The 23,794-nt window shown below is 75.2% G+C and carries 23 protein-coding genes and 2 tRNA genes; 11 read left to right on the forward strand and 14 right to left on the reverse strand.

Translation table 11 applies throughout. The annotated features are described in order from the left end of the window. Positions 1 to 108 precede the first annotated feature (108 nt). A complete protein-coding gene (locus ACPCUX_RS00405) occupies positions 109 to 393 on the forward strand; it encodes a hypothetical protein (RefSeq protein ID WP_395412897.1) in 285 nt (94 codons plus the stop codon). Positions 394 to 420: 27 nt separating this feature from the next. On the opposite strand, the gene ACPCUX_RS00410 is transcribed toward ACPCUX_RS00405, so the two are convergent. From ACPCUX_RS00410 to ACPCUX_RS00420, 3 genes are all read right to left on the reverse strand, one after another. Beyond that, positions 421 to 822, reverse strand: coding sequence for a hypothetical protein (locus ACPCUX_RS00410; protein ID WP_034653570.1), 402 nt, complete (start codon positions 820 to 822; stop codon positions 421 to 423). 62 nt (positions 823 to 884) lie between these two features. After that, complete coding sequence (locus tag ACPCUX_RS00415) at positions 885 to 1,895, reverse strand: Gfo/Idh/MocA family oxidoreductase (RefSeq protein WP_423387947.1); 1,011 nt, start codon at positions 1,893 to 1,895, stop codon at positions 885 to 887. Positions 1,896 to 1,931: 36 nt separating this feature from the next. Further along, entirely contained in the window at positions 1,932 to 2,762 is an 831-nt protein-coding gene (locus tag ACPCUX_RS00420; protein WP_228074523.1) for a serine protein kinase RIO, read from the reverse strand. A gap of 356 nt (positions 2,763 to 3,118) precedes the next feature. On the opposite strand from ACPCUX_RS00420, the gene ACPCUX_RS00425 reads away from it, so the two are divergent. Further along, entirely contained in the window at positions 3,119 to 5,557 is a 2,439-nt protein-coding gene (locus ACPCUX_RS00425) for an HAD-IC family P-type ATPase (RefSeq protein WP_423387948.1), read from the forward strand. A gap of 8 nt (positions 5,558 to 5,565) precedes the next feature. Here the strand turns inward: ACPCUX_RS00425 and ACPCUX_RS00430 are convergent, their stop codons facing one another. Beyond that, complete coding sequence (locus ACPCUX_RS00430) at positions 5,566 to 6,393, reverse strand: metal-dependent hydrolase (RefSeq protein WP_423387949.1); 828 nt, start codon at positions 6,391 to 6,393, stop codon at positions 5,566 to 5,568. 472 nt (positions 6,394 to 6,865) lie between these two features. Here ACPCUX_RS00430 and ACPCUX_RS00435 point away from each other — a divergent pair, with 472 nt between their 5' ends. The 4 genes from ACPCUX_RS00435 (at position 6,866) to ACPCUX_RS00450 (ending at position 8,634) form a co-directional block, all read left to right on the forward strand. After that, positions 6,866 to 6,997 (forward strand): hypothetical protein, encoded by a 132-nt coding sequence (locus ACPCUX_RS00435; RefSeq protein WP_255376401.1) that lies wholly within the window; start codon positions 6,866 to 6,868, stop codon positions 6,995 to 6,997. 155 nt (positions 6,998 to 7,152) lie between these two features. After that, positions 7,153 to 7,224: transfer RNA gene (locus ACPCUX_RS00440), tRNA-Arg, on the forward strand. A gap of 43 nt (positions 7,225 to 7,267) precedes the next feature. Then, positions 7,268 to 7,340: transfer RNA gene (locus ACPCUX_RS00445), tRNA-Arg, on the forward strand. 121 nt (positions 7,341 to 7,461) lie between these two features. Next, the gene (locus ACPCUX_RS00450) at positions 7,462 to 8,634 is read left to right on the forward strand and encodes an RtcB family protein (protein WP_086150699.1); all 1,173 of its coding nucleotides are present in this window, start codon (positions 7,462 to 7,464) and stop codon (positions 8,632 to 8,634) included. A gap of 90 nt (positions 8,635 to 8,724) precedes the next feature. Here ACPCUX_RS00450 and ACPCUX_RS00455 read toward each other — a convergent pair whose 3' ends face one another. Beyond that, positions 8,725 to 10,320 (reverse strand): sensor histidine kinase, encoded by a 1,596-nt coding sequence (locus ACPCUX_RS00455; protein WP_423387950.1) that lies wholly within the window; start codon positions 10,318 to 10,320, stop codon positions 8,725 to 8,727. After that, positions 10,313 to 11,083: a response regulator transcription factor gene (locus ACPCUX_RS00460; RefSeq protein WP_043653980.1), complete on the reverse strand. Its 771-nt coding sequence runs from the start codon at positions 11,081 to 11,083 to the stop codon at positions 10,313 to 10,315. Before ACPCUX_RS00460 ends, ACPCUX_RS00455 begins: the two co-directional genes overlap by 8 nt. A 281-nt stretch (positions 11,084 to 11,364) precedes the next feature. Here ACPCUX_RS00460 and ACPCUX_RS00465 point away from each other — a divergent pair, with 281 nt between their 5' ends. Then, positions 11,365 to 12,810 carry a ThuA domain-containing protein gene (locus ACPCUX_RS00465; protein WP_423387951.1) on the forward strand — a complete coding sequence of 482 codons (1,446 nt, stop codon included), beginning with the start codon at positions 11,365 to 11,367 and terminating at the stop codon, positions 12,808 to 12,810. Between the two features lie 98 nt (positions 12,811 to 12,908). Here ACPCUX_RS00465 and ACPCUX_RS00470 read toward each other — a convergent pair whose 3' ends face one another. The 5 genes from ACPCUX_RS00470 to ACPCUX_RS00490 form a co-directional block, all read right to left on the reverse strand. Next, positions 12,909 to 13,484, reverse strand: a complete 576-nt coding sequence (locus ACPCUX_RS00470) for a CueP family metal-binding protein (protein ID WP_423387952.1) — start codon at positions 13,482 to 13,484, stop codon at positions 12,909 to 12,911. Between the two features lie 110 nt (positions 13,485 to 13,594). Continuing rightward, positions 13,595 to 14,644, reverse strand: coding sequence for a phosphotriesterase family protein (locus ACPCUX_RS00475; RefSeq protein ID WP_085387813.1), 1,050 nt, complete (start codon positions 14,642 to 14,644; stop codon positions 13,595 to 13,597). Further along, complete coding sequence (locus ACPCUX_RS00480) at positions 14,641 to 15,702, reverse strand: DMT family transporter (RefSeq protein WP_423387953.1); 1,062 nt, start codon at positions 15,700 to 15,702, stop codon at positions 14,641 to 14,643. Before ACPCUX_RS00480 ends, ACPCUX_RS00475 begins: the two co-directional genes overlap by 4 nt. A gap of 93 nt (positions 15,703 to 15,795) precedes the next feature. Beyond that, positions 15,796 to 16,716: a ribokinase gene (locus ACPCUX_RS00485; RefSeq protein WP_043653989.1), complete on the reverse strand. Its 921-nt coding sequence runs from the start codon at positions 16,714 to 16,716 to the stop codon at positions 15,796 to 15,798. Further along, positions 16,716 to 17,459: a glutamine amidotransferase gene (locus ACPCUX_RS00490; protein WP_074806944.1), complete on the reverse strand. Its 744-nt coding sequence runs from the start codon at positions 17,457 to 17,459 to the stop codon at positions 16,716 to 16,718. The genes ACPCUX_RS00485 and ACPCUX_RS00490 overlap by 1 nt, the downstream gene beginning before the upstream one ends. Before the next feature lie 173 nt (positions 17,460 to 17,632). Here ACPCUX_RS00490 and ACPCUX_RS00495 point away from each other — a divergent pair, with 173 nt between their 5' ends. Then, positions 17,633 to 18,655, forward strand: coding sequence for a LacI family DNA-binding transcriptional regulator (locus ACPCUX_RS00495; RefSeq protein WP_409141648.1), 1,023 nt, complete (start codon positions 17,633 to 17,635; stop codon positions 18,653 to 18,655). Positions 18,656 to 18,768: 113 nt separating this feature from the next. Then, positions 18,769 to 19,188 carry a hypothetical protein gene (locus ACPCUX_RS00500; protein ID WP_423387954.1) on the forward strand — a complete coding sequence of 140 codons (420 nt, stop codon included), beginning with the start codon at positions 18,769 to 18,771 and terminating at the stop codon, positions 19,186 to 19,188. Here ACPCUX_RS00500 and ACPCUX_RS00505 read toward each other — a convergent pair. Then, a complete protein-coding gene (locus ACPCUX_RS00505; RefSeq protein ID WP_423387955.1) occupies positions 19,185 to 19,538 on the reverse strand; it encodes a hypothetical protein in 354 nt (117 codons plus the stop codon). The genes ACPCUX_RS00500 and ACPCUX_RS00505 overlap by 4 nt on opposite strands. After that, entirely contained in the window at positions 19,535 to 20,875 is a 1,341-nt protein-coding gene (locus tag ACPCUX_RS00510; protein ID WP_423387956.1) for an APC family permease, read from the reverse strand. The genes ACPCUX_RS00505 and ACPCUX_RS00510 overlap by 4 nt, the downstream gene beginning before the upstream one ends. Positions 20,876 to 21,122: 247 nt before the next feature. Here ACPCUX_RS00510 and ACPCUX_RS00515 point away from each other — a divergent pair, with 247 nt between their 5' ends. After that, the gene (locus ACPCUX_RS00515; RefSeq protein WP_423387957.1) at positions 21,123 to 22,169 is read left to right on the forward strand and encodes an NAD-dependent epimerase/dehydratase family protein; all 1,047 of its coding nucleotides are present in this window, start codon (positions 21,123 to 21,125) and stop codon (positions 22,167 to 22,169) included. Continuing rightward, the gene (locus ACPCUX_RS00520) at positions 22,166 to 23,506 is read left to right on the forward strand and encodes a UDP-glucose dehydrogenase family protein (protein WP_423387958.1); all 1,341 of its coding nucleotides are present in this window, start codon (positions 22,166 to 22,168) and stop codon (positions 23,504 to 23,506) included. The genes ACPCUX_RS00515 and ACPCUX_RS00520 overlap by 4 nt, the downstream gene beginning before the upstream one ends. On the opposite strand, the gene ACPCUX_RS00525 is transcribed toward ACPCUX_RS00520, so the two are convergent. After that, positions 23,482 to 23,736, reverse strand: a complete 255-nt coding sequence (locus ACPCUX_RS00525) for a DUF6480 family protein (RefSeq protein ID WP_043654002.1) — start codon at positions 23,734 to 23,736, stop codon at positions 23,482 to 23,484. The two genes, ACPCUX_RS00520 and ACPCUX_RS00525, sit on opposite strands and share 25 nt — an antisense overlap. Positions 23,737 to 23,794: the final 58 nt, after the last annotated feature.

Consider the following 23,794-nt stretch of genomic DNA (forward strand, 5'->3'; position numbering starts at 1 on the left):
GGAGGCGGGACCGCGGCGCCGCGGGCGGCGTGGTAGGAACGGACCGGGTGCCGTACGTCCGCCGACGTCGCGGCCCCGGACCGTCTCGCCGACGAGAGGAAGCCCGTGATGCCGCCCCGTCTCACCGCCCGCACGATGCTCTGGACCGGGCTCGGCCTGACCGTCGGGAGCGCGCTCGTCCAGAACGTCGGCCTCATGAACCTCGCCTATCCGTTGGCGGGCACCTGGTTCGTGGGCGTGCTGCTCACCGTGCTGCAGGTCGCGTTCACCGGGGGCGTCGTGCTCGCCGCGGGGTCGTTCGTCGTGCGCGCGCTCCAGCCCGACGACGTCACCCCGCCCGGGCGGTCGCCCGCCGCGTCGCCGTGGGAGGACCGGGACAACCGGCTGTCCTGACCCGGGGCGCTCGCGGGTCGGCGCGGCCTACGGGCCGACCGGCACCGCGACGCACACCTCGAACGTGTCCCGTGCGCGGCGCAGCAGGTACCGCACCTCCTGCGCCTCCTGCTCGTTCGCGTACTCGTCGCGGTAGCTCCAGCGCGCGTGCGCCCAGACGAGCGCGTCGCCGACCTCCTCGACCCCGACGAGGTGCGCGACCACGCCGACGAGCCCGCGCTCGCGGAACCCCCGGGCGAGCTCGGCCGTCGACGCGCGCACGTCCTCGGGGTCGCCGAGGAGCACCGAACCGGTCGTGCCGACGACGAGCGCCGGGAAGGCGTAGCTCTCGCCGATCGTGTCGAGGTCGCCCGTCGAGAGCGCGACGCCGTAGGTCGTGAGGAACGTGCGGACGTCGTCGGCGTCGAAGGACTCGGTGGAGGGCTCCATGGTCCCGTTCTACCCCGTCCGCCGCGCCCCGGCGCGGGCGGCGGGAGCTCCGGGGCCCGGGGTCAGGGCCGCAGGGCCGCGCCGACCTGCTCGAGGAGCGCGAGGTCGGCGAGGATCGTCGCGTGCTCGGCGGCGACCCGGCCCGCGTCGTCGGCGACCCGGCCCGCGTCGTCGGCGGGGTCCGCCGTCGTGCGCGCCGCGGTAGGCGCCGTCGTGGTGGTCCCGGGCGCGAGGACCGCGAGCCCGTGCTTGACCACCGGGGCGAGGTAGTCGGCGTCGAGCACGACCTCGGTGCGCTCGACGCCGCGGGGCGTGCGCACCGCGACCGCGAACCCCGCGGTGGGGTGGGCGCCCGGGTCCAGGAGGAGCAGCCGGACGTCGACACCGCCCAGCCGCGTCGTGGCGACGATGCCGTCCGCCGAGCGCGTCACGGCGGGCGGCGACCACGCCGCCCCGGGCGGCGCACCGGCGACGGCGCGCGCCGCCTCGACGACGTGGATGCCGAGGAAGAACAGCCCGTCGCGCTCGTCGTGCGGGTCCGCCGGGCCGGACACCTCGACGGCGGGCCCGGGCGGCGACGCCGCTGGCTTGGGTGGCGACGCCGGTGCCGCGGCGACGCGCGGCGCGACGGAACCTCCGTCGGCGGTCGCGAGGGCGGCGCGCGCCGCCGCGACCTCGGGCGCGAACCGCAGCGCGGACGCCGTCGTCACGGCCGTGCCGTGCGCGCGCGCCGCGTCGAGCGTCGCCCGCGCGTCGGCCACCGACGCGGCGAACGGCTTGTCCACGAGCACCGGGACGCCCGCCGCGAGGAGCGCACGGGTCGCGGCGCCGTGCCGCCGCCCCGCGCGGTGGGCGACGATGGCGGCGTCGACGCGCCCGACGACGTCGGGCACGGTGGCGTCGCCCGCGTCCAGGCGCAGCCCGCCGGCCGCGGCGAGCTCCGCGCGGCGACCGGGCTCCCCGTCGACGAGCGCCACGAGCCGCACGCCCGGCCAGCGCCGCTCGGCGGCCACGAGCCGCACGTAGTGGTCGGCGTGGGACGAGTCGAGACCGACGAGGGCGAGGCGCAGCACGCGGTCGATCGTCGCACGCTGGTCCGGGCGCGGTCGTCACCACGCCTGGGCGAGCAGCACCGCGAAGAGCTCGTCGGCGTCCGTCTCGAGCCCGCGCCCGGCGAACCACGCGGACATCGTGCGGCAGTCGCGCAGCAGGAGCTCGGTGCCGAACGGGTTCGCCACGAGGTCCACGACCTGCGGCAGGTCGATGACGACGATCCGCTCGCCGTCCGCCAGGACGTTGTACGGCGACAGGTCGCCGTGCGCGTAGCCGAGCCGGGCGAGCACGGCCATGGCGTCGCGGACCTGGTCCCACCACGACGCGAGGAGGTCGCGGTCGGGCCGCGTGCGCGCGAGCCGTGGCGCGGCCTCGTGCGAGACGCCGTCGGACGTGCCGACGAACTCCATGAGGATCTCGTCGCCGTCGATCTGGACGGGGTACGGGACGGGCGCACCGGCCGACCACAGCTCGCACAGCGCGGCGAACTCCGCCGCGGCCCACTGCCCGGCCGCGACCTGGCGGCCGTAGCGCGACTTGCGGTCGAGGGCGCGACGGTCGCGCGTCCGGCGCACGCGGCGGTCCTCGGTGTAGACGGTGTCGCGCCGGAACGAGCGGTGGTCGAGGTCGCGGTAGCGCTTCGCGGCGAGCAGGCTGCGGCGCGCGGGGTCGCCGGGGACGGCCCGCTCCAGGAGGAAGACGTCCGCCTCCTTGCCGGTCTTGAGCAGGCCGAGCTCGGTGTCGAGGGCCGCGTCGGCCGTCACCACCCAGTCGGGGCGCGGCTCCGGCCCGCGCTGTCCCTTCTCGACGGCGGACCACGTGGACCAGCGCTGGTCGTCGCCGAGCGCCGCGTCGAGGACGCCGGCCTCGGCCTCGGCGTCGGCCAGGTCGGCGAGGCGCCGCAGACGGCGCGGCGGGGGAGTGCGGGGGTCGCGCGCCAGGGCGGGCGGGAGGGAGAGGTCGGGGTACGGCAGGTCGTGCTCGGGCACGGGGGCTCCTCGGGGGAGGGGAGCGCGCGTCGCCGTGGCCGCCGGGCGGGCGGTCGGGGACGGTCGTCGCGAGCGGTCGTGGACCGGTCAGCGGCGGGGGGTGCTCCCGGGGGTGGTGGACACGCGAGCGGGGGTCGTCCAGCTCATGGCGTTCCTCCTCTCCTCCGGTGCCCGACGACGCGGGCGACGTGCTGCGACCGTCTCATCGCCGCGCGGCCCGGCGCAACGGAATTACGGCGGATACGATCGCGCCCATGACGGCGCCGTCGACGAGGGCTGCGGGACTGACGTCGCGGGACGTCGCGGAGCGCGTCGCCGACGGCAGGGTCAACCGGTTGCCGCCCCGTTCGGGGCGCACGACCTGGGACATCGTCCGGGCCAACACCGCGACGCGGATCAACGCCCTGCTCGGGGTGCTCCTCGTGCTGGCGCTGAGCACGGGCTCGCTCATCAACAGCCTCTTCGGTCTCGCGATCCTCGCCAACGCCGGCATCGGGATCGTCCAGGAGCTGCGCGCGAAGCGCACCCTGGACGCGCTGGCGATCGTGGGGCGGGCGCCCGTGCGCGTGCGCCGCGACGGGGCGGTGACGGAGGTCGACCAGGCGGACGTCGTCGTCGACGACGTCGTCGAGCTCGGCGCCGGGGACCAGGTCGTGGTCGACGGCCCGGTGGTCGAGTCCGCCTCGCTCGAGGTCGACGAGTCCCTCCTCACGGGCGAGGCCGACCCCGTCGTGAAGAGGCCCGGGGACCGGCTCCTGTCCGGGAGCTTCGTGGCGGCCGGGTCGGGCGCCTACCGGGCGACGGACGTCGGCCCGGCCGCGTACGCCGCGCGGCTCGCGCACGAGGCGAGCGCGTTCACGCTCGTGCGCTCGGAGCTGCGGTCCGGCATCGACTCGATCCTGCGGGTCATCACGTGGCTGCTGGTGCCCGCAGGCGTCCTCACGGTGGTGAACCAGCTCGTCATCTCGCGGCAGGGGTTCCGGCAGTCCGTGCTCGGCATGGTCGCGGCCCTCGTGCCCATGGTCCCCGAGGGCCTCGTGCTCCTGACCTCCGTCGCCTTCGCGATCGGGGTGGTCCGGCTCGGCCGGCGTCGGTGCCTCGTCCAGGAGCTGCCGGCCATCGAGGGGCTGGCGCGCGTCGACGTGGTGTGCGCGGACAAGACGGGCACGCTCACGGAGAACGGGATGCGCCTCGCCCGGGTGGACGTGCTCGACGGCCCCCGGGACGAGGTGGAGCGCGCCCTGGCGGCGCTCGCCGCCCTCGATCCGCGGCCCAACGCGTCCGTCGCCGCGGTCGCGGAGGCGTTCCCGGACGCACCGGGCTGGCGGGCGACCGCCGTCGTCCCGTTCTCGTCGGCCACGAAGTGGTCCGGCATGTCGTTCGTGGACGCCGACGGCCCGCAGGGGAGCTGGGTGCTCGGCGCCGCGGACGTGCTGCTGGACCCCCGGTCCGACGTGGCCCGCCGGGCGACGGCGCTCGGCGCCGACGGCCTGCGGGTGCTGCTCGTCGCGTCGACCGACGCCCCGGTCGACGCCGTCGCCCCGGACGGAGGCGCCCCGGGGCACCTCGTCCCGCGGGCGCTCGTCGCGCTCGAGCAGCGGGTGCGCGCGGACGCCCGGCAGACGCTGGACTACTTCGACGCCCAGGGCGTCACGGTGAAGGTCGTCTCCGGTGACAACCCGGTGTCCGTCGCCGCGGTCGCGCGGTCCCTCGGCCTGGGCGGCCCCGAGACGTCGGTCGACGCCCGGACCCTGCCCGCCGACCGCGAGGAGCTCGCGACGGTCGTCGAGGGCGCCACGACGTTCGGCCGAGTGCGACCGGACCAGAAGCGGGCCGTCGTCGGGGCGCTGCGGGCGCGCGGGCACACCGTCGCCATGACGGGCGACGGCGTGAACGACGTCCTCGCGCTCAAGGACGCGGACATCGGCGTGGCCATGGGGTCGGGGAGCCCGGCCGCGCGGTCCGTGGCGCAGATCGTCCTGCTGGACGACCGCTTCGCGACGCTGCCGTCCGTCGTCGGGGAAGGGCGCCGGGTGATCGGGAACATCGAACGGGTCGCGCACCTCTTCCTCACCAAGACCGTGTACGCGGTGGTGCTGGCCGTCCTCGTCGGCCTCGCCGGGGTCGGTGCCTGGCTCCTCGGGGGAGCGCCCGTGTCCTACCCGTTCCTGCCGATCCACGTGACCGTCGCGGCGTGGTTCACCATCGGGGTACCCGCGTTCGTCATGTCCCTGGCGCCCAACGACGAGCGGGCGCGCCCGGGCTTCGTGCCGAGGGTGCTCCGGCTCGCGGTGCCCGCGGGCGTGTCGATCGGCGTCCTGACCTTCCTGTGCTACCTCGTGGTGGACCCGGGCGCGGGCGGGGCGTCGCTGGGCGGCCCGACGGACACGCTCGCCCCGGCGGAGGTCCGCGCGTCCACCGCCGCGCTCGTCACGCTGCTCGTGGGCGCCCTGTGGGTGCTCGCCGTCGTGGCGCGTCCGTACACGGCGTGGAAGGTGGTCCTGGTCGGCTTCTGCGCGGTGTTCTACGTGGCGCTCTTCAGCGTCCCTGCCGCGAGGGAGCTCCTGTCGCTCGACGTCTCCGACCCCGCCGCGCTCGGCGTCGGCCTGGCGTGCGGCTCGCTCGCGATCCTCCTCACCGAGGCGCTGCGGTGGTCGACAGCGCGCGTCCCCCGCGCCCGCGCCGTCGGCTGAGGACGGGCTCAGGCCGCCCCGGACGCGAGGACCTGGATCGCCGCCACCACGCGCTCGTACGTGCCCAGGGTGTCGAAGCCCATCTGGTCGAGCGCCGACCACACGAACCCGACCGTCGCGTACATCCCGACGGCCGTCGCGAGGATCCACTCGCGCACCGACCCCGTGGAGCCGAGCAGGGGGAGGGCGAAGCTCCCGCTCGGGCGCCACACGTCGTCGACGACGAGCGAGCGCCGCACCCAGCGCGGCGAGCGGATCTTCACCGGCCACAGCAGGGGCGCGCCGTTGGTCGTGAGCACGTCGCCGAGGATGTGGATCGCGACGCCGAGCCCGACCGCGACGGGGAGCCAGTTCCACTCCTCCGGGGAGAACAGGGCGACGAGCACGGCGACGGTGAGCGACGTCACCCACGGCACGAGCTTGCCGCGCCGCGTGAGCTTGAGCGCCTTGAGCGCGAGCGCGACGAGCAGCACCGCGAGCAGCCCGCCGCCGACGTAGACCGTGCCGAAGCTCCCCGTCTCGACCGTGACGAGCCCGGCGAGCCAGGCGAGCGCGGTGAACACCGCGATGCCGAGGAACGAGTGCGTGCCCTGGCGGTGCCCGCCCGCGACCGTCTCCACGGCGTCGGACACCCACTCGCTCACGGGCGGCAGCGAGTGCGCGAACGTGCCGTTGTGATGGTCGGCGTCGGGGAGGAGCGCGGCCCCGGCGCACACGACCGCACCCGTCATGACCCCGACCGACGACACGGGGTGCCAGCCGAGGGCGAACGGGGCCGTCGACGTCACGGCGATCCACGCCGCCGCACCGGTCGCGGCGTGGTTGGCACCCATCATGGCGGCGCATCTCCTGTCGTCGGGCCCGCGCGCGGTTCGTCGGCGTCGGGAGGTCTGTCCGGAACGTCCGGAACCCTACCCGGTGCCGCCGACAGCCTCGGTCGGCCGCCCGGAACGCAGAGGGCCTTCGCGCCCGCGAGGAGAAAAGTGTGCCAAGCGGCCGAGCATCATCCGGGGTCGGTCGCCGGAGCCCGACCGACCGAGCCCTGACGGGGGAGGCGGAGGCCGTGTCCTGCGCGGAGGGCGCGCGGGGAGCCGGGGGTGGCACGGGGGGCGCAGGGCGGGCGAGCTCGTCTGCGGTGAGGAAAGGCCGGCAGGCGGGATATCCGGGTGGTGCACGGGTCACGGTCGAAGATTCTCCGACGAATTCGAGAAATGGGGTTGTGCGGTTCGGGAAAGGCGCGTACGGTCTACCTCGGTCGACGACATTCCGGTGCGTGGGCCACCCGACACGACCGAGAGGAGCAGTGCCGTGCGCGAACCCGTCCAGCAGGACCGGCGACGTCCCGTCCTGCCCTGCGAGCAGCCGCGCGTCGTGCTGCCCGTGGCGTATCTCAGCGTGTCCTCGTTCCTCGTCGGCTACCCCGGCGGTCCTGTCGTCTGACCACAGCGTCGTCACGACAGGCCGTCCCGGACATCGCCGGGGCGGCCTTTTTTCTTGTGCGGGAATCCACCCGGTCGGGGTGCATTTCTCGTGCTGTCTTTCTCTTCTCTCCGCCGTCGGCGCGCATTTGTCGTGCGCCTGCGGTGAAAAGCACTGCCTTCGTGGTCCAACGGACACGACGCCGCTCTACGGAAGCGGAGACGGGGGTTCGACTCCCTCCGAGGGCACCTGGACGCTCGCGTCCCGTCTGCTCGACGTTAAGGAGCACCAGCGCGCGTAGCTCAGCGGACAGAGCGCCGGCTTCCGGAGCCGGGCGTCGGGGGTTCGAGTCCTCCCGTGCGCACCTCGTCGCCCCAGCCGGGGCGGCGTCATGATCGTCAGGACGACCCGAGGAGGTCAGCATCGTGAGCACCGAGGCCCACACGTTCCCCGTCCCGCTGTCGGGCGCGAAGGCACCCACCCTCATGTGGGCGCACGAGCACGCCGTCGAGCCGGCCGCGCTGCAGCAGCTGCGCAACATCGCCGCGCTGCCGTGGGTCGAGGGCGTGCGTGTCATGCCCGACGTCCACCTGGGCAAGGGCGCGACCGTCGGCTCGGTCATCGCGATGCGCGACGCCGTGTCGCCCAACGCCGTCGGCGTCGACATCGGGTGCGGGATGATCGGCGTCCGCACGTCTCTCACGGCGGAGGACCTGCCCGACGACCTCGGACCGGTCCGCGCGCGCATCGAGGCCGCGATCCCCGTCGGCTTCCACGCGCACGACGAGCCGGTCGACCCGCACCGGCTGCGCTCGATCTCCGGCCGCGGCCCGGCCGAGGTCGCGCGCGGCGCGGACGCGTTCTGGTCGCGGTTCTCCGGGCTGCACGGGCGCGTGTCGGACATCGAGGGCCGCGCGCGCCGTCAGCTCGGAACCCTGGGCGGGGGCAACCACTTCGTCGAGCTGTGCACGGACACCGACGGGCAGGTCTGGCTCCAGCTGCACTCGGGGTCGCGCAACATCGGCAAGACGCTCGCGGAGCAGCACGTCGCGGTCGCGAAGCGGCTGGAGCACAACCAGGGGCTCGTCGACCGCGAGCTCGCCGTGTTCCTCGGCGGCACGCCGGAGATGGACGCGTACCTCGCCGACCTGTGGTGGGCGCAGGAGTACGCGGCGCGCTCGCGCGCGGTCATGATGACGCTCGTCGTCGACGCCGTGCGCGCGTCGTTCCCCGGCCGCGAGATCGCGTTCGACGAGGCCGTGAACGTCCACCACAACTACGTCGCGGTCGAGCACGTCGACGGCCAGGAGCTCGTCGTGACCCGCAAGGGCGCGATCCGGGCCGGGAAGGGCGACCTCGGGCTCATCCCGGGGTCCATGGGCACCGGCTCGTACATCGTGCGCGGGCTCGGGAACCCGGAGTCGTACTGGTCGGCGTCGCACGGCGCGGGCCGTCGCATGTCGCGCACGAAGGCGAAGAAGACCTTCACGCTCGACGACCTCGCCGCCCAGACGACCGGCGTGGAGTGCCGCAAGGACGCCGGGGTGCTCGACGAGATCCCGGCCGCCTACAAGGACCTCGACGAGGTCGTCCGCGCCCAGTCCGACCTCGTCGAGGTCGTCGCCCGGCTCACGACGCTCCTCTGCGTCAAGGGCTGACCAGGCGGTCCCGGCGCGGCGAGCAGGTGGTCCTGGCGCGTCCCGAGGTCCGGACGAGCCAGGACCACCTGCTCGGCCCCGGAGGGACGGTCAGGGGCGGTTGCGGGGGAGGTGGACCGCGACGGTGGTGCCGGTGGGGCCGGGCTCGTCTTCCGTCGTGGAGGTCACCGTGATCGTGCCGCCGTGGGCGGTGACGATCGCGTCGACGATCGCGAGCCCGAGGCCCGTGGAGCCGCCGGTGCGGTTGCGGGCGTCGTCGCCGCGGGTGAAGCGGCGCAGGAGCGTCGGCCGCAGGGCCGCGGGGATGCCGGGCCCGTCGTCGGCGACGGAGAGCACGACGGCGTCGGCGTCCGCGGTGAGCCGGACGTCCACGTGCGTGCCGGGCGGGGTGTGCGTGCGGGCGTTGGCGAGGAGGTTGGCCAGCACCTGGCGCAGGCTGGCCTCGTCGCCGGTCACCTCGAGGTCGACGGCGTCGTCCGGCAGGTCGTCCGGGTCCGGGGCGCCGGACGCCGGGTCGACGTCGAGGTCGTCCGCGCCGGGCAGGTCGAGCGCCCAGTCGTGGTCGGGTCCCGCGGCGTGCGCGTCCGTGACGGCGTCCACGGCGAGCACGGCGAGGTCAACGGGCGCGCGGTCGAGCGGGCGTCCGGCGTCGAGCCGGGCGAGGAGCAGCAGGTCCTCGACGAGGCCGGTCATGCGCACGGCCTCGGCCTCGATGCGGTCGAGCGAGCGCGCGGTCGCGGGCGGCACGTCGTCCGGGGAGCGGCGCACGAGCTCGGCGTACCCGCGGATGGAGGCGAGCGGCGTGCGCAGCTCGTGGCTCGCGTCGGCGACGAACCGCCGCACCTGGGTCTCGGAGTCGTGGCGCGCCTGGAGCGAGGTCTCGACGTTCTCGAGCATCCGGTTGAGCGCGGCGCCCACCTGGCCGACCTCCGTGCGCTCGTCGGTGAGGTCGTCCGGGACGCGCGGGATGGCGTCGATCTCGCCCTGCGCGAGCTCGAGCTCGGAGACGCGGCCCGCGGCGGCGGCGACGTCGTCGAGCGGGCGCAGCGAGCGCCGCACGAGCCAGGTGCCGAGAAGTACGGCCGCGAGGACTCCGGCCGCGCCGAGCGCGGCCTCGACGAGCACGTACCTCTCGACGGTCGCATCGACCTGGGCGGTGCTCGACGCGACGACGACGGGCTGCCCGTCCGCGGTGGTGCGGTGCACGGCGCGGAACGACCCGAGGTCGGGGAGGTCGACGTCGTGCGCGGCGCCGTCGACGGGGACGGCCTCGAGCGCCGCGACCTGGGCGTCGTCGAGCGCCACGCGCCGGAGGTCCGGGGTGACGTACTCCGCGAGGACGAGCTCGCCGCCGTCGTACCGCAGCACGGCGCTGCCGGGGCCGGTGCCCGCGGGGAAGCGTGACGGGTCGTCGGGCCCGCCGGGCTCCGGCCCGGACGCGTCGCCGGTGCCGTCCGGGGGCTGCGCGGGGCCGTCGCCGCGGGCGAGCCGGTCGCTCGCCTGGCGCAGCTCGTGGTCGACCTGGGCGACAAGCTGGGTGCGCAGCACGACGGCGGACGCGACGGCGAGCCCGACGGTGACGAGCAGCACGACGACCGCGAGCACGAGCACGAGGCGCCGGCGCAGCGCGGTGGGCCGCCGCTCCCTGCCGGTCGCCGTCGGGCGGGTCCCGCCGAGGTCAGGCACGGACGCTCTCCGCGTCGGCGGCGGGCTTGAGCACGTACCCGACGCCGCGCAGCGTGTGGATCATGGGCGCGCGGCCCTTGTCGATCTTGCGGCGCAGGTAGGAGACGTAGAGCTCGACGATGTTGGCCTGGCCGCCGAAGTCGTAGTTCCAGACGCGGTCGAGGATCTGTGCCTTGGACAGCACGCGGCGCGGGTTGCGCATGAGGTACCGCAGGAGCTCGAACTCGGTAGCGGTGAGCCGGATCTCCTCGCCCCCGCGCCGCACCTCGTGCGCGTCCTCGTCGAGCTCGAGGTCGCCGACGACGAGCACGGAGTCCTCGCGCTGGGCGGTCGCGCCGCCGCGGCGCAGCAGCCCGCGCAGCCGGGCGACGACCTCCTCGAGGCTGAACGGCTTGGTCACGTAGTCGTCGCCGCCCGCGGTGAGCCCGGCGACGCGGTCCTCGACGGCGTCGCGCGCGGTGAGGAACAGCACGGGCACGTCGGCGTCGCGCTCGCGCAGGCGGCGCAGCACGGTGAGCCCGTCCATGTCGGGGAGCATGACGTCGAGCACGACGACGTCCGGCCCGGTCTCCCGCGCCGTGCGGATCGCGGTGTGCCCGTCGAGCGCGGTGGAGACGTCCCAGCCCTCGTACCGCAGCGCCGAGGTGAGCAGCTCGGCGAGGTTCGGCTCGTCGTCGACCACGAGCACGCGGACGGGGGAGCCGTCCGGGCGCGTGAGGCGCGGCTGGTCCGGGCGGCCGACGGGGGCGGGGGCTGCGGTCATGCTCCCAGGGTCGCGCGCGACGCGGAGGCGTGCCTGTGGTGACCCTGTGCGCTCGCTGTGCCCCGAGGCCGGCCCGGTCACCGCCCGGCGCGCGCCCGTGGGTCGGGGTGAAGAACCGCAGTCGCCAGCCGTTGAAACCTTGACTTTTGTGCGCCTGCCGTCAAAACTCGCTGCATCGGCAGCAGCCGACGTCCACGCACGCAGGAGTGCGCGCGTCGCCCCGTGGGGTCGCCGTCGGCGACCCTCCGGCTCGCGCTCTCGACGACGAGGGAGAAGCACGCATGGATTTGTTCAGCGGCATGACGTTCCGGCGGGCGGTGGCTGCGGCCGCCGCGCTGCCGCTCGTGGGCGGTGCCACGCTCATGACCGCGGGCCCGGCGGCCGCCGACGAGGAGGACTACAAGATCCTCGTCGTGGGTGAGACGCTCGGCTTCCGCCACTCGCACATCGACGACACCACCCGCGCGCTCATCGAGCTCGGCGCCGAGAACGGCTTCACGGTCGACGTGTGGGACCCGCCGAACAGCTCGGCGGGGTGGTGGGGCAGCGGCTCGCCCGGCCAGCCCGACCTGACGATGGACTCCTCGCCGTTCACGAGCGCCGAGGACCTCGCGCAGTACGCGACCATCGTCTTCGCGTCGCCGGTCGACAACACCAACTCCCTCAACCCGGCCACGCCGCGCCTCCTGGACGACGCCGAGCTCGCCGCGTTCCAGGGCTACATCCGGGGCGGCGGCGGGTTCGTGGGCCTGCACGCGGCGACGGACACGATGCACACCGTGCCCTGGTACAGCCAGCTCACGGGCGGCGGCGCGCGGTTCGTCAGCCACCCGCAGCAGCAGACGGCGACGATGCGCGTCGAGAGCCCGGGCCACCCCTCGACGGCGCACCTGCCCGCCGTCTGGGAGCGGTTCGACGAGTGGTACAACTACACGACCAACCCGCGCGAGGACGTCCACGTCCTCATCACGCTCGACGAGTCGACGTACAACCCGGGCAACAACGCGATGGGCGAGGACCACCCGATCGCGTGGTGCCAGAACTTCGAGGGCGGTCGCTCCTGGTACGAGGGCGCCGGGCACACCGACGCCTCGTGGACCGACCCGCTGTTCCTCGAGCACGTCCTCAAGGGCGTCGAGTGGACCGCGGGCGTCGTCGAGGGCGGCGGCAACTGCGTCACCTTCGGCGAGGTCGACGAGCTCGTGGCGGGCCTGAACACGTCCGCGGTGGGCGACGGCGTCATCGCGGGCGCGATCTCGTCGCTGCTCGGCAGCGCGCGCAGCGCGGCCGACGCGGACGACCCCGCGACGGCCGTCCAGGTGCTCGGCGGCGCGCGCTCGCTCGTCGACCACCTGTCGGCGGCGGCGGGCGACCGCGCGCTGCTCGGCACGAAGATCGACGACCTCGTCGACTGGCAGTCGGCCCTCGTCGACGACGGCCCCGCGCTCGACCTCTCGGCCGAGGCCGAGCTGCGCACCATGGGCGGCAAGCAGTACCTCGCGGTCCGGGTGGTCAACCAGGACGACACGGCCGTGGACCTCACGGTCACCACGCCGTACGGGACCAAGGAGTTCGCGGCCGTCGCGCCGACCAAGAACGCCTACCAGGCCTTCGCGACGCGCCTTCTCGAGGTGCCGGCGGGGCAGGTGACGGTCACCGCCACCGCCGAGCGCGACGGCGAGACGGTCACCGAGGAGCTCGTGGTCGACTTCGGCGGCACCGCCTGACGCCTCCCCGGCCCAGCAGGCACGACGCCCGTCGCACCCCGGTGCGGCGGGCGTCGTCGTGCGTGGGGCGGGACGCCGCCGGGCGCGCCCGTCGCGCGTCAGGCGAGCTGGAGGGTCGTGAGGCAGGTGGGGTCGTCGTCGCGCGTCGAGACGGTCGTGGTGCCGACCCGGCCGTCGTGCTCGACGCGCAGCTCCGCGTCGACGTCGCGCGGGAGCCAGTAGCCCACGAAGCCGTTGGCGCCGAGCGTCGTGTCCTCCTCGACGAGCACGTCGCCGGTGGCCGCGACGACCACCGTCACCGAGACCGGCTCGCCCGCGAGCTCGCCCTGGCACGTGGTGAGCGAGTGGTAGAAGCACTCGTGCGTCTCGTCCACGAAGGGCGCGACGGAGAGGTAGAACGTGTCCTCGGGCAGCGGGACCGTGGTCTCGTACGACTCGTCGGCGAGCACGAGCTCCGCCGCGCGGACGGAGGCCACGAGGTCGGTCGGCCGGTCAGCGGTCTCAAGCCCTTCCAGGCGGTCGACGACCTCCTGGCCGCTGAGCCCGGCGAGGTCGTGGCGGTCGAGCAGGGCGTCCAGCGCGGAGGGCTCCGGGGACCCGCCGGAGCAGCCGGCGAGCACGAGGGCGGTGGCGGCCACGGCGGCCACGAGGGTCGGGAGGGCACGTCGTCTCATGCGCCGATCCTCTCAGAGCGCGACGCCCTGACCAGGGCCGGAGGTCCCGGGCGCGCCGACGGCCGGGACCCTGGCGGGCCCCGGCCGTGCGGGTGGCGGACGGCGTCGCGTCACGCGGTGAGCATCGCCACCGGGTTGTCGTGCGTGAGGCGCGCGAGCACGTCGCGCGGCACCCCGCGCGCGGCGAGCATCTCGGTGAACACCGTCGGGACGTAGGCGAACCCGTTGCCGCCGTGCTGCACCCACATCTGCTTGAGGAACACGTCGTGGCTGAGCAGCACCTGGCCCGCGTGACCGGCCTCGACGAGGCGCTGCACCGCGGTCGCGGTCGTGTGCGGGTCGGGGGACACGCCCTCCTTCGGGAAGGTGATGTCCATGCCGACCATGTCGAACTCGAGCCAGACGCCGCGCTCGGCCACGGACCGCTGGTAGCCCGGGTCGTCGGCGGACGGGTCCATGTGGCACAGCACGACCTTCTCCGGGCGCACGCCCACCTCGTCGAGCACGAGGTCGAGCACCTCGTGCGCGCGGCGCTGCCAGCCGGGCAGGTGCACCTGGAGCGCGACGTGCGGGTGCTCGCGCTGCGCGAGGGCCGCGGCGCGCAGCGACGCCGCCTCGCCCGGCGTGAACGACGGCGAGACGCCGATCTCGCCGATGATGCCGGGCCGCACGCCGGTCCCGCCGATCCCGTCGGCGAGCTCCGCGACGATCGCGGACGCCTGGGCGTCCACGGCCGCGGCGGCGATGCGGTCGCCCTCGAACTTCTCGAGGTACGCGCCGCAGCCCGCGACCACGTGCAGGCCCGTGCGGCGCGCGACCTCCGCGAGGCGCTCGGGGTTGCGCCCGATCGCGGCGCTCGACGTCGCGTCGACGATCGTGCGCCCGCCCAGCGCGGCGAAGCTCTCGAGCTCCGCCGCGACCGCGGCGACCGGCTTGTCGGCGATGTTGTCCGCGCAGCAGTACGGGTCCTGGCGCAGCGCCCACGCGACCGACGCAGAGACCGGGACCTCGACGACCGCCTCGGAGAAGCGGTAGCTCGGCGGGTCGAGCACCCCGGACAGGTCGTTGAAGAGGTGCTCGTGGGGGAGCGTGAGGCCGAGGTCCGCAGCCGCGGCGCGGCCGGTGACCGTCTGGACGTGGCCGGCGGGCGTGACGCTCATCGCGCGCTCGTCTCGCCGGCCTCGCCGCCCGCGACGGCCGCCGCGACGCCCGCGTCGGGTCCGCCAGGGCCGCCGGGAGCGTCCGGGTCGTCGGCGTGCGCGGCCTTGCCGGACGGGATCATGCCGATCCCGGCGGCGACGAGCGCGATGACCGTGCCGACGACGGTCGCGACGTGCACGGTGTGGCCGAGCGCCGGGATCGCGGCGTCGAGGACGAGCGAGCCGACGAGCTGGCCCGCGACCGAGGCGAGGCCGAGCAGGAGGAGGCCGAGGCCGCGCACGAGCAGCGCCATGAGCGCGATGGACAGCAGGCCGAGCGGGCCGCCCAGGTACATCCACCACTCGCTCGGGAGCTGGAAGTCGACGCCGCCCACGGCCGCGCGCACGAGGTAGGCGATCAGCAGGGCGGTGAAGCCCACGAGGAAGTTCCAGCCGATCGAGACGAGCATCGACCCGGTGACGTCGGCGACGGCCGCGTTGCCGGCAGGCTGCCAGCCCGCGAGCAGACCGCCCACGAACGGCATGATCGCGAGGACGATCGTGTGCGGCACGGAGAAGCTCGGCGAGATGACGACGACGGTCGCCGCGATGGCGAGCGCCGCGCCGAGCAGGCGCGTGGTGGTGAGCGGCTGCTTGACCGACGCCGTGACGCCGAGGCGGTCGCAGATGACGCCCGAGATGACGAGACCGGAGATGAGCGAGATCTGGAACGTCGCGACGCCCAGGACGCCGACGGTCACGCCCTCGGACAGGACGATGACGGCCCCGCACAGGCCCGCGAGGTAGTTCCACCACGGGATGGTGCGCGAGCGGATCAGGCCGGGGATCGCGAGCGCCTCGCGCCGGGTCGCGGGGCGCGCGAACACGACGACGAACATGAGGACCAGGCCGGTCCCGAACGAGATGAGGGCGGCGGCGTGCCCGTCGCCGATCGTCTTGCCCAGCTGGCCGTTGACGGCCGCCTGCATGGGGCCGAGGGCCCCCGCGAGGACGGTCGCGACGACGAGCAGGGCGGTCGCGGTGTCCTTGACCCTGCTGCGGCGGGCTGACGGGCTCACAGCACCTCCCTGAGTGCCGGACGGGGAACCGGTGGTCGCCGGCGTGGTGTGCTTCATTGCGTGACCGTGCCTTCCTCCGACGGTACGTCGGACTTAGCTGTGGAGCGGAATCCTGGTGCCCTCGGGGGCCAGGTCGGTGGCGCGCGGCAGGGAGTCGACGGCGCCGTGGCGGGTGGTGGTGGAGGCGGCGACGTGCGCCGCCCAGCGGGCGGACTCGACGAGGTCGCCGCCGTGGAGGAGGCCGTCCGCGAGCGCCGCGCAGAACGAGTCGCCGGCGGCGGTCGTGTCGACGGCGTCGACGCGCTCCGCCGGGACGGTGACGGGTGCGCCTCCCGCGGGGACGACGAGCGCGCCGTCGGCCCCGAGGGTGACGACGACGTCCCCGGGGTGGTCGAGCGCGCGGACCATGGCGAGCACGGCGTCGGTGCCGACGGGCTCGTCGCTCGCGCCGACGAGGGTCGCGAGCTCGAACCGGTTGGGCACGAGCACGCGGAACGCGGCACGCACGGGGGCGGGCAGCGGGACGGCGGGCGCCGGGTTGAGCACCGTGGTGCCCGTCGCGGTGGCGGCGACGGCGCGCAGGGCGCCGAGCGGCGTCTCGCACTGGCACAGGACGGCGGCCGCGTCGCGGACGAGGTCGGCGCGCTCCGTGACGAACGCCTCGTCGACGACGGCGTTCGCGCCGGGCTCGATGACGATCGTCGACTCGGGCTGCTCCCACAGCACGACGGCGACGCCGGTGGGGCGGTCCGCCGTCGCGAGGCCGTCGAGGACGAGGCCCTCGACGGCGAGACGGCGCCGGATCGCGCGGCCGTCGTCGTCGTCGCCGACGGCGCCGACCATGGCGACGCGACGGCCGAGCCGGGCGGCGGCGACCGCCTGGTTGGCGCCCTTGCCGCCGGGGGAGCGGACGAGGCCCGTCGCGGAGACGGTCTCGCCCGAGCGGGGCAGGCGGTCGACGGTCAGCCTGAGGTCCATGTTCAGGCTGCCGACGACCACCACCTCGGGCGTCATCAGCCCGCGAGCCAGGTGACGGCCTGGCCGAACAGCGGGCCGTAGCCGGCCCAGTCCATGAACTCGCGCGGGGCCCAGTGCGGGGAGATGTCGGAGGCGAACGCGAGCGTGCGCCCCTCGCCCTCGGTGCGGACGGCGACGAGCGGGCGGCCCTCGATGGTGGCGAGGACGGTCGCGTCGGCCTTGGCGGTGAGGCGCTGGTAGCCGAGGAGGATCGGCCACTCGCGGTCGAGGCCGGCGGTGACGGGGTGCTCGACGTCGGTCAGGGTGCCGCCGATGCCCTCGGGGGTCTCCTCGCGGTCGTCGTACGGGAGGATGTCGACGGGCAGGACGGCCTCGACGGCGGTGCCGTGGTAGTTGGCCTTGGCCTGGAAGCCCTGGAAGCTGAGGTAGCCGCCGGCCATCATGAGGCCGCCGCCGCGGCGGACCCACTCGGCGAGGAGCTTGAGCCGGTTCGGGAACGGGCGCCCCTGGGAGAACACGACCGGCGGGAGCAGGAGCGAGTTGGCGCCGATGTCGGAGAGGATCACGACGTCGTAGGCGTCGAGCTCGTCGAGCGTGGAGGGGAAGTCCTCGGCGACGAGGTGCGAGGGCAGGTGCGTGACCTCGTGGCCCTCGGCGGCCAGCGCCTCGAGCAGGCGCGCGCACCCGATCTCGAGCTGGGCGTGGGGGAACGCGTCGTACCCCTTGTAGTCGGTGGTCGCGTTGATCCACGACTCCCCGGCGAGCAGAACCCGGCTCATCCCGGCCTCCTTGCGATCAGGTCGCGCGGCGACGTCGGCGACGACGTTGCGCAACGTTGTGTGGCGTTGCGCAAGACCGTAGGCTGGAGATGCTCGGCCTGTCAACACCGTCTGTGCGACGCGGTGCCGGTAGGGTGCAAGGGTTCTGGGACGCGTACCGTTGGAGGGGAGCCATGACGCTCACGCGTGTTGCGCAACGTGCCGGCGTGTCGGCCTCGACGGCGTCGCGCTACCTGCGCGGACAGCTCAACGTCCAGCCGGAGACGGCGGCGCGCATCGACGCCGCGGTCCGCGAGGTGGGGTACGTCGTGCCTGCGCCGGGCCCGGCCGCGCGCGAGGACGAGCGCCGCACGGGCGTCGTCGCGCTCGTCGTGCCCGACTTCGTCAACCCGTTCTTCACCGCGCTCGCCGAGGAGGTCGCGCGCCTGGCGGGCGACCGCCGCGTCCCGCTCGTCGTCGCGCTGTCGACGCGGCACGGCGACGCCGAGTCAGGCCTGGGCCAGCTCCTCGCGAGCGACGGCTCGCTCGGCGGCATCGTCTACGTGGGGATGTCCCGCACCGACGACCGGCTCGCGCGCGCCGTCGCGGACGGGCTGCCCGTCGTCGTCATCGACGAGGAGGTCGACCTCGACCTGCCCGTCGAGACGATCACCGTCGACAACTACGGCGGCGCCTACCAGGCCACGAGCTACCTCGTGCAGCAGGGGCACCGGCGCATCGCCCACGTCGCTGGGCCCGCGGAGCTGTCCACGACCCAGGACCGCCTGCGCGGCTACGTCGACGCGATGCACGACGCCGGCCTCGACGTCGACCCGGACCTCGTGCGCCACGGCCCGTACACCGAGCAGTTCGGCGCCTCGACGTTCCCCTACCTCACGCGGCCCGGGAACGCGCCGACGGCCGTGTTCGTCGGCAGCGACATCGTCGCCGTCGGGATGCTGGGCGCCGCCGAGCTGCACGGCATCTCCATCCCCGAGGACCTCTCGGTCGTCGGGTGCGACGGCATCCGCGTCGGCCAGTGGCTGCGCCCCAAGCTCACGACGCTGGAGCAGCCCGTCGCGGCGCTCGCGCTCGCCGCGATGGACGCGATCGAGCGCTCGATGGCCGGCACCCCGCCGGCGGTCCCGCCCGCACGCACCGTGCTGCCGCTGCACCTCGTCGTGCGCGGCTCGGTCGCCCGGCCCGCGGACGGCTGAGGCCAGCCCTCTCGCACGGCGGGGCCCGCCGGGCGGCACGGCTGCAGCACGGACGCCCGATGCCGCGACCACGAGGCGGCTCGTCCGTTCTGCGCTGTTGGTGCCTTTCCGCCATGACGTCACGCGCAGGTTCGGAGCACGGGCCGGGCCGAGGGCGGCGGGGTGCCGCGCTCGTCGTGGGAGGTGCCGCGCTCGCCGCCGCCGTGCCCACCGTGCTGCTGGGCCGGGCGGCCAGCGAGTACCTGTGGGAGCTGTGTTGGCTGGACGCCGGGTCGAGCGGGCTGCTCGACGGGGTGCCCGACCGGCCGGTCGTCGTCCGCGCGCTGGTCGGTGCCGTCCTGTTGCTCGTCGTCGCGCTCTTCGCCGTCGGCCTGGCCGTCCGCGCCCGGGCTCGCGGCGGGCTGACGGCCGCGGTCGCGGCTCGGTGCGCCCTCCTCGGCGTGGCGATCCCGGTCGCCGTGCTCACCGTGGCGCTCGTGCTCCAGTCGATGCTGTCAGGTCCGGAGCGACCCCCGTTCGTCCCGTTCTCCTAGCGGTCCTGCTCGCGGTCCTCCGCGGGGACGCGCAGTGCCCGGACGGCCACCGCCAGGCTGGCGACGAGGCACACGAGGCCGGCGACGGCCAGGAGGGCGGCGGCCACCAGGTGCTCCCGGTTGGACTCGATCGCCGCCGCGGTCCACGGCTCGGCTCGGCTCTCCGCCTGGTTGACGTAGTGCCAGACCGAGCCGAGGTGGTAGTTCCCCTCCCAGGTGGTGAGCCACCAGGCGAGGAGCGGCAGCACGACGCCGGCGCCCAGGAGCCGGGCGGCGCGGACCAGGCGACGCTCTCGGCCGATCGGGTCCTCGGTCCTCCTCCGGGCCGGAGCGCCGCGCCGCGCCGTCACGCCGCGCGTGCGTCCGCGGCCCGGCGGGTCCAGCGCATCACGACGTACAGCACCGCGCCGACGGCGAGCAGGATACCCGCGCGCAGCCACGTCACGGCGTCCTGCTGCGTCAGGAGCAGGACGCACGACGCCACGCCCAGCACCGGCACGACCGTCGCGACGCGGAAGTGCGGCGCGTCGACGGGGTCGCGGCGCAGCACGAGGACCGCGACGTTCGTCGAGGCGAACACGAGCAGCAGGAGCAGCACGACGGTCTCGGCGAGGCCCGCGACGTCGCCCGTGAACACGAGCCCCATCGCGACCACGGTCGTCACGACGATCGCGACCCACGGCGTGCGGCGGCGGGGGAGCACGCGCCCGAGCGTGGCCGGGAGCAGGCCCTGCTCGGCCATGCCGTACGCGAGCCGGCTCGCCATGATCATCGTGAGCAGCGCCCCGTTCGCGACGGCGATCAGCGCCACGAGGGAGAACACCCAGGCGGGCACCGACCCCTCCGCGTCGACTACCTCGAGCAGGGGCCCGGTCGAGCCCGCGAGCGTCTCGGGGTCGACGACCGCGACCGCGGCGACGCCCACCGCGACGTACACGACGCCCGCGGTGACGAGCGCGCCGAACAGCGCGCGCGGGTAGGTGCGGCGCACGTCGCGCACCTCCTCGGCGAGGTTCGCCGACGTCTCGAACCCGACGAACGAGTAGTACGCGAGGATGGCGGCCGCGAGGACGGCGAGCGCCGGCGTCGTGCCCTCCGCGAACTGCGTGACGCGGCCCGGCGATCCTTCGCCGCGCCCCAGCACGACGGCGGCCAGCACGACGACGAGCACGAGCCCGGACAGCTCGATCGCGGTCATCGCGACGTTGGCGCGCAGCGACTCCTTGATGCCGCGCGCGTTGAGCGCGGCCACGACGGCGAGGAACAGCACGGCCACGAGGCGGCCGGGGGCGTCGACGAACGTCGCGAAGTAGTCGCCGGCGAAGGCCAGGGAGAGGCCCGCGGCGCTCGTCACCCCTGCGGCGAGCATGGAGAACCCGACGAGGAACGACACGAGCGGGCTGCGGAACGCGCGGTCCGCGAACACGGCCGCGCCGCCGGCCTGCGGGTACTTGGTCACGAGCTCGGCGTACGACCCGGCGGTCAGCAGGGCGAGGCCGAGGGCGACGAGGAGCGGCAGCCAGACGGCGCCGCCCACCTCGCCGGCCATCTCGCCGACGAGCGCGTAGACGCCCGCGCCGAGCACGTCGCCGAGGATGAAGAGGTACAGGAGCCGTCCCCCGACCGAGCGGGACAGCTTGGTGTCCGGGTCGGTGGCCTGCTGCTGGGGTGCGGTCGGTGCGCTCATCGCGTCACCGTGCCACGACCCCGGATCGCTCGCGCCCGGTGCCGGACCGTGCTCCCGCCACGTGCGCCCGTCCCGTGCGCCCGGACGAACCCGCGCGGGCACGGCGTGCGAGCCGCCGTGCGAGCCGACAGGAGGCGTGTGAGCGTGGGAGCCCCGGGTCCAGCCACGAGCCCGTCCGCACGAGCGCGACCGGCGGGACGGAACGTCCCCGCGTGCCTGCGTCGCGCTCCGTCGCGAGGAGACGAGCATGAGCGACACCCCGGAGACCTCGAGCGCGGCCCGCACCGTGCGCCGCGCCGTCGTGCTGGGCGGTGCCGGGTTCGTGGGCAGCCACGTGTGCGAGGCGCTGGTGGGACAGGGCGTCGAGGTCGTGTGCGTCGACGACCTGTCGACCGGGCGGGTCCGCAACCTCGACGCGCTGCGCGACGAGCCGCGGTTCCGCTTCGTCGAGGGAGACGTCAGCGTCGGGATCGACGTGCCCGACCCCGAGCGGGTCGACCTCGTGCTGCACCTCGCGTCGCCCGCGTCGCCCGTGGACTACCTCCGGCTCCCGCTCGAGACCCTGCTCGTGGGCTCGGCGGGGACGCGCCACGGCCTCGAGCTGGCCGAGCGTGCCGGGGCGCGGTTCGTGCTCGCCTCGACGTCCGAGGTGTACGGCGACCCGGAGGTGCACCCGCAGCGCGAGGACTACTGGGGCCACGTGAACCCCGTCGGCCCGCGCAGCGTCTACGACGAGTCCAAGCGGTTCGCGGAGGCGACCACCGCCGCGTACCGCCGCAGCCGCGCTGTGGACACGGGGATCGTGCGGATCTTCAACACGTACGGGCCGCGGATGCGCGGGCACGACGGCCGCATGGTCCCGACGTTCGTGAGGCAGGCGCTCGCGGGCGAGCCGCTGACCGTCGCGGGCGACGGGTCGCAGACCCGGTCGGTGTGCTTCGTGGACGACCTCGTCGAGGGCATCCTCGCGTTCGCGCGCACCGACCACCCGGGCCCGGTGAACCTCGGCGACCCGACGGAGCTCACGGTGGAGCGCGTCGCGCGGGACGTGCTCGCGGCGACGGGGAGCGACGCCGGGATCGTGCACGTCGACCTGCCCGAGGACGACCCGCGCCGCCGTCGGCCGGACACGAGCCTCGCGGAGCGCACGCTCGGCTGGCGGGCCCGCACGCCGTGGGCCGAGGGCCTCGCCCGGACGGTCGAGTGGTTCCGCGCCGACGGCGGCGGCGAGACGCCCGTCGCGGTCGGTGCGGCGCGCGGCGGCGCCGCCGACGAGGCGGGTGAGCCGGCATGAGGGTCTCCGTGCACGGCTGCGGCTACCTCGGGGCGGTCCACGCGGCGGCCCTCGCGCGCCTGGGGCACGAGGTCGTCGGCATCGACGTCGACCCGGCCCGCGTCGCGGCGCTCGCCGAGGGCCGCGCCCCGTTCTTCGAGCCGGGTCTCGCCGCGCTCCTCGCCGACCCGGGCGGGGCGGGGTCGCTCACGTTCTCGACCGACGTCGCGCACGCGGGCGTCGCCGACGTCCACTTCCTGTGCGTCGGCACGCCGCAGTCGGCGGGCAGCGGCGTCGCGGACCTGCAGCAGCTCGAGGCCGCGCTCGCGGCGCTGCGCCCCCACCTGCGCCCGGGGGCGGTGGTGGTCGGCAAGTCGACCGTCCCCGTCGGCACGGCGGCCCGGCTCGCGACGGGCCTGCCCGACGGCGTCCGGCTCGCCTGGAACCCCGAGTTCCTGCGCGAGGGGCACGCGGTCGCGGACACGCTGCACCCGGACCGGCTCGTCTACGGCGTGCCCGACGACGGCGACGCGCTCGTCGAGCGCCTCGACGCCGTGTACGCGCGGCTGCTCGACGACGGCGTGCCCCGCCTCGTGACCGACCTCGCGACCGCGGAGCTCGCGAAGGTGGCCGCCAACGCGTTCCTCGCGACGAAGATCTCGTTCGCCAACGCGGTCGCGGAGGTGTGCGAGGCCGCGGGCGGCGACGCGGTCGCGCTCGTCGGCACCATGGCGCTCGACCGCCGGATCGGCGGCGAGTACCTGGGCGTGGGCCTGGGGTTCGGCGGCGGGTGCCTGCCCAAGGACATCCGCGCGTTCGCGGCCCGGGCGCGCGAGCTCGGCGTCGGCCCGGCCGTGTCGTTCCTCGACGAGGTCGACGCCATCAACGACCGCTGCCGGGAGCGCGCCGTCGTGCTCGCGCGCACCGCGTGCGGCGGCTCCCTCGCAGGGCGACGCGTGGCGGTGCTCGGCGCCGCGTTCAAGCCGGACAGCGACGACGTGCGCAGCTCGCCCGCCCTCGCGCTGGCCCGGGCGCTCGCCGCCGAGGGGGCCGACGTCGTCGTCACCGACCCGCAGGCGCTCGCGCTCGCGCAGGCGGCCGCCCCCGAGCTCGGGTACGCCACGGACGCGCGCGAGGCGGCGACCGGCGCCGACGTCGTGGTCCTCGCGACGGAGTGGGACGAGTACCGCGACCTCGACCCCGGTGCTCTGGCCGACGTGGTGAGGTCGCCGCGCCTCGTGGACGCGCGCAACGCCGTCGACGGCGCGCGGTGGCGTGCCGCCGGGTGGGACGTGCGCTCGCTCGGCGTCGCCGCGCCGCGTGCGGCACGACCTCAGTCGAGCAGCCCCACGGCGTAGCCCACGAAGAACAGGGCCGTCACGACGGCGACCACGCCGACGACCCCGATCCAGACCCACGGCACGGCCCGGTGCGGGCCGTGCTCCTCGTGGCCCTGCGGCGCGCTCACCTGGTCCTCAGCGGGCGGGGTCTCGCCGGGCTGCACGTCGCCGCTCGCCGAGAAGTCGGCCGCGGACGAGCGGTGCGAGGCGTCCAGCGGGTCGGGGTCGGGGGAGGCGGGTCCGGTCATGGTGCGGTCCTTCCGTCGGTGCGGTGGTGCTTGGTCGCTGCGGGTGCGGTCGTCAGGG

Source organism: Cellulosimicrobium sp. AB352, from assembly GCF_049538415.1.
Taxonomy (GTDB): domain Bacteria; phylum Actinomycetota; class Actinomycetes; order Actinomycetales; family Cellulomonadaceae; genus Cellulosimicrobium; species Cellulosimicrobium funkei.

What these genes read in the sequence shown, in the direction of transcription:
- ACPCUX_RS00495 (WP_409141648.1), top strand. Translation starts at nt 17,633, where the DNA reads ATGACGCTCACGCGTGTTGCGCAACGTGCCGGCGTGTCGGCCTCGACG.
- ACPCUX_RS00460 (WP_043653980.1), bottom strand. Translation starts at nt 11,083, where the DNA reads ATGACCGCAGCCCCCGCCCCCGTCGGCCGCCCGGACCAGCCGCGCCTC.
- ACPCUX_RS00515 (WP_423387957.1), top strand. Translation starts at nt 21,123, where the DNA reads ATGAGCGACACCCCGGAGACCTCGAGCGCGGCCCGCACCGTGCGCCGC.
- ACPCUX_RS00465 (WP_423387951.1), top strand. Translation starts at nt 11,365, where the DNA reads ATGGATTTGTTCAGCGGCATGACGTTCCGGCGGGCGGTGGCTGCGGCC.
- ACPCUX_RS00510 (WP_423387956.1), bottom strand. Translation starts at nt 20,875, where the DNA reads ATGAGCGCACCGACCGCACCCCAGCAGCAGGCCACCGACCCGGACACC.
- ACPCUX_RS00450 (WP_086150699.1), top strand. Translation starts at nt 7,462, where the DNA reads ATGTGGGCGCACGAGCACGCCGTCGAGCCGGCCGCGCTGCAGCAGCTG.
- ACPCUX_RS00425 (WP_423387948.1), top strand. Translation starts at nt 3,119, where the DNA reads ATGACGGCGCCGTCGACGAGGGCTGCGGGACTGACGTCGCGGGACGTC.
- ACPCUX_RS00485 (WP_043653989.1), bottom strand. Translation starts at nt 16,716, where the DNA reads ATGACGCCCGAGGTGGTGGTCGTCGGCAGCCTGAACATGGACCTCAGG.
- ACPCUX_RS00470 (WP_423387952.1), bottom strand. Translation starts at nt 13,484, where the DNA reads ATGAGACGACGTGCCCTCCCGACCCTCGTGGCCGCCGTGGCCGCCACC.
- ACPCUX_RS00475 (WP_085387813.1), bottom strand. Translation starts at nt 14,644, where the DNA reads ATGAGCGTCACGCCCGCCGGCCACGTCCAGACGGTCACCGGCCGCGCC.
- ACPCUX_RS00525 (WP_043654002.1), bottom strand. Translation starts at nt 23,736, where the DNA reads ATGACCGGACCCGCCTCCCCCGACCCCGACCCGCTGGACGCCTCGCAC.
- ACPCUX_RS00500 (WP_423387954.1), top strand. Translation starts at nt 18,769, where the DNA reads ATGACGTCACGCGCAGGTTCGGAGCACGGGCCGGGCCGAGGGCGGCGG.
- ACPCUX_RS00410 (WP_034653570.1), bottom strand. Translation starts at nt 822, where the DNA reads ATGGAGCCCTCCACCGAGTCCTTCGACGCCGACGACGTCCGCACGTTC.
- ACPCUX_RS00405 (WP_395412897.1), top strand. Translation starts at nt 109, where the DNA reads ATGCCGCCCCGTCTCACCGCCCGCACGATGCTCTGGACCGGGCTCGGC.
- ACPCUX_RS00430 (WP_423387949.1), bottom strand. Translation starts at nt 6,393, where the DNA reads ATGATGGGTGCCAACCACGCCGCGACCGGTGCGGCGGCGTGGATCGCC.
- ACPCUX_RS00520 (WP_423387958.1), top strand. Translation starts at nt 22,166, where the DNA reads ATGAGGGTCTCCGTGCACGGCTGCGGCTACCTCGGGGCGGTCCACGCG.
- ACPCUX_RS00490 (WP_074806944.1), bottom strand. Translation starts at nt 17,459, where the DNA reads ATGAGCCGGGTTCTGCTCGCCGGGGAGTCGTGGATCAACGCGACCACC.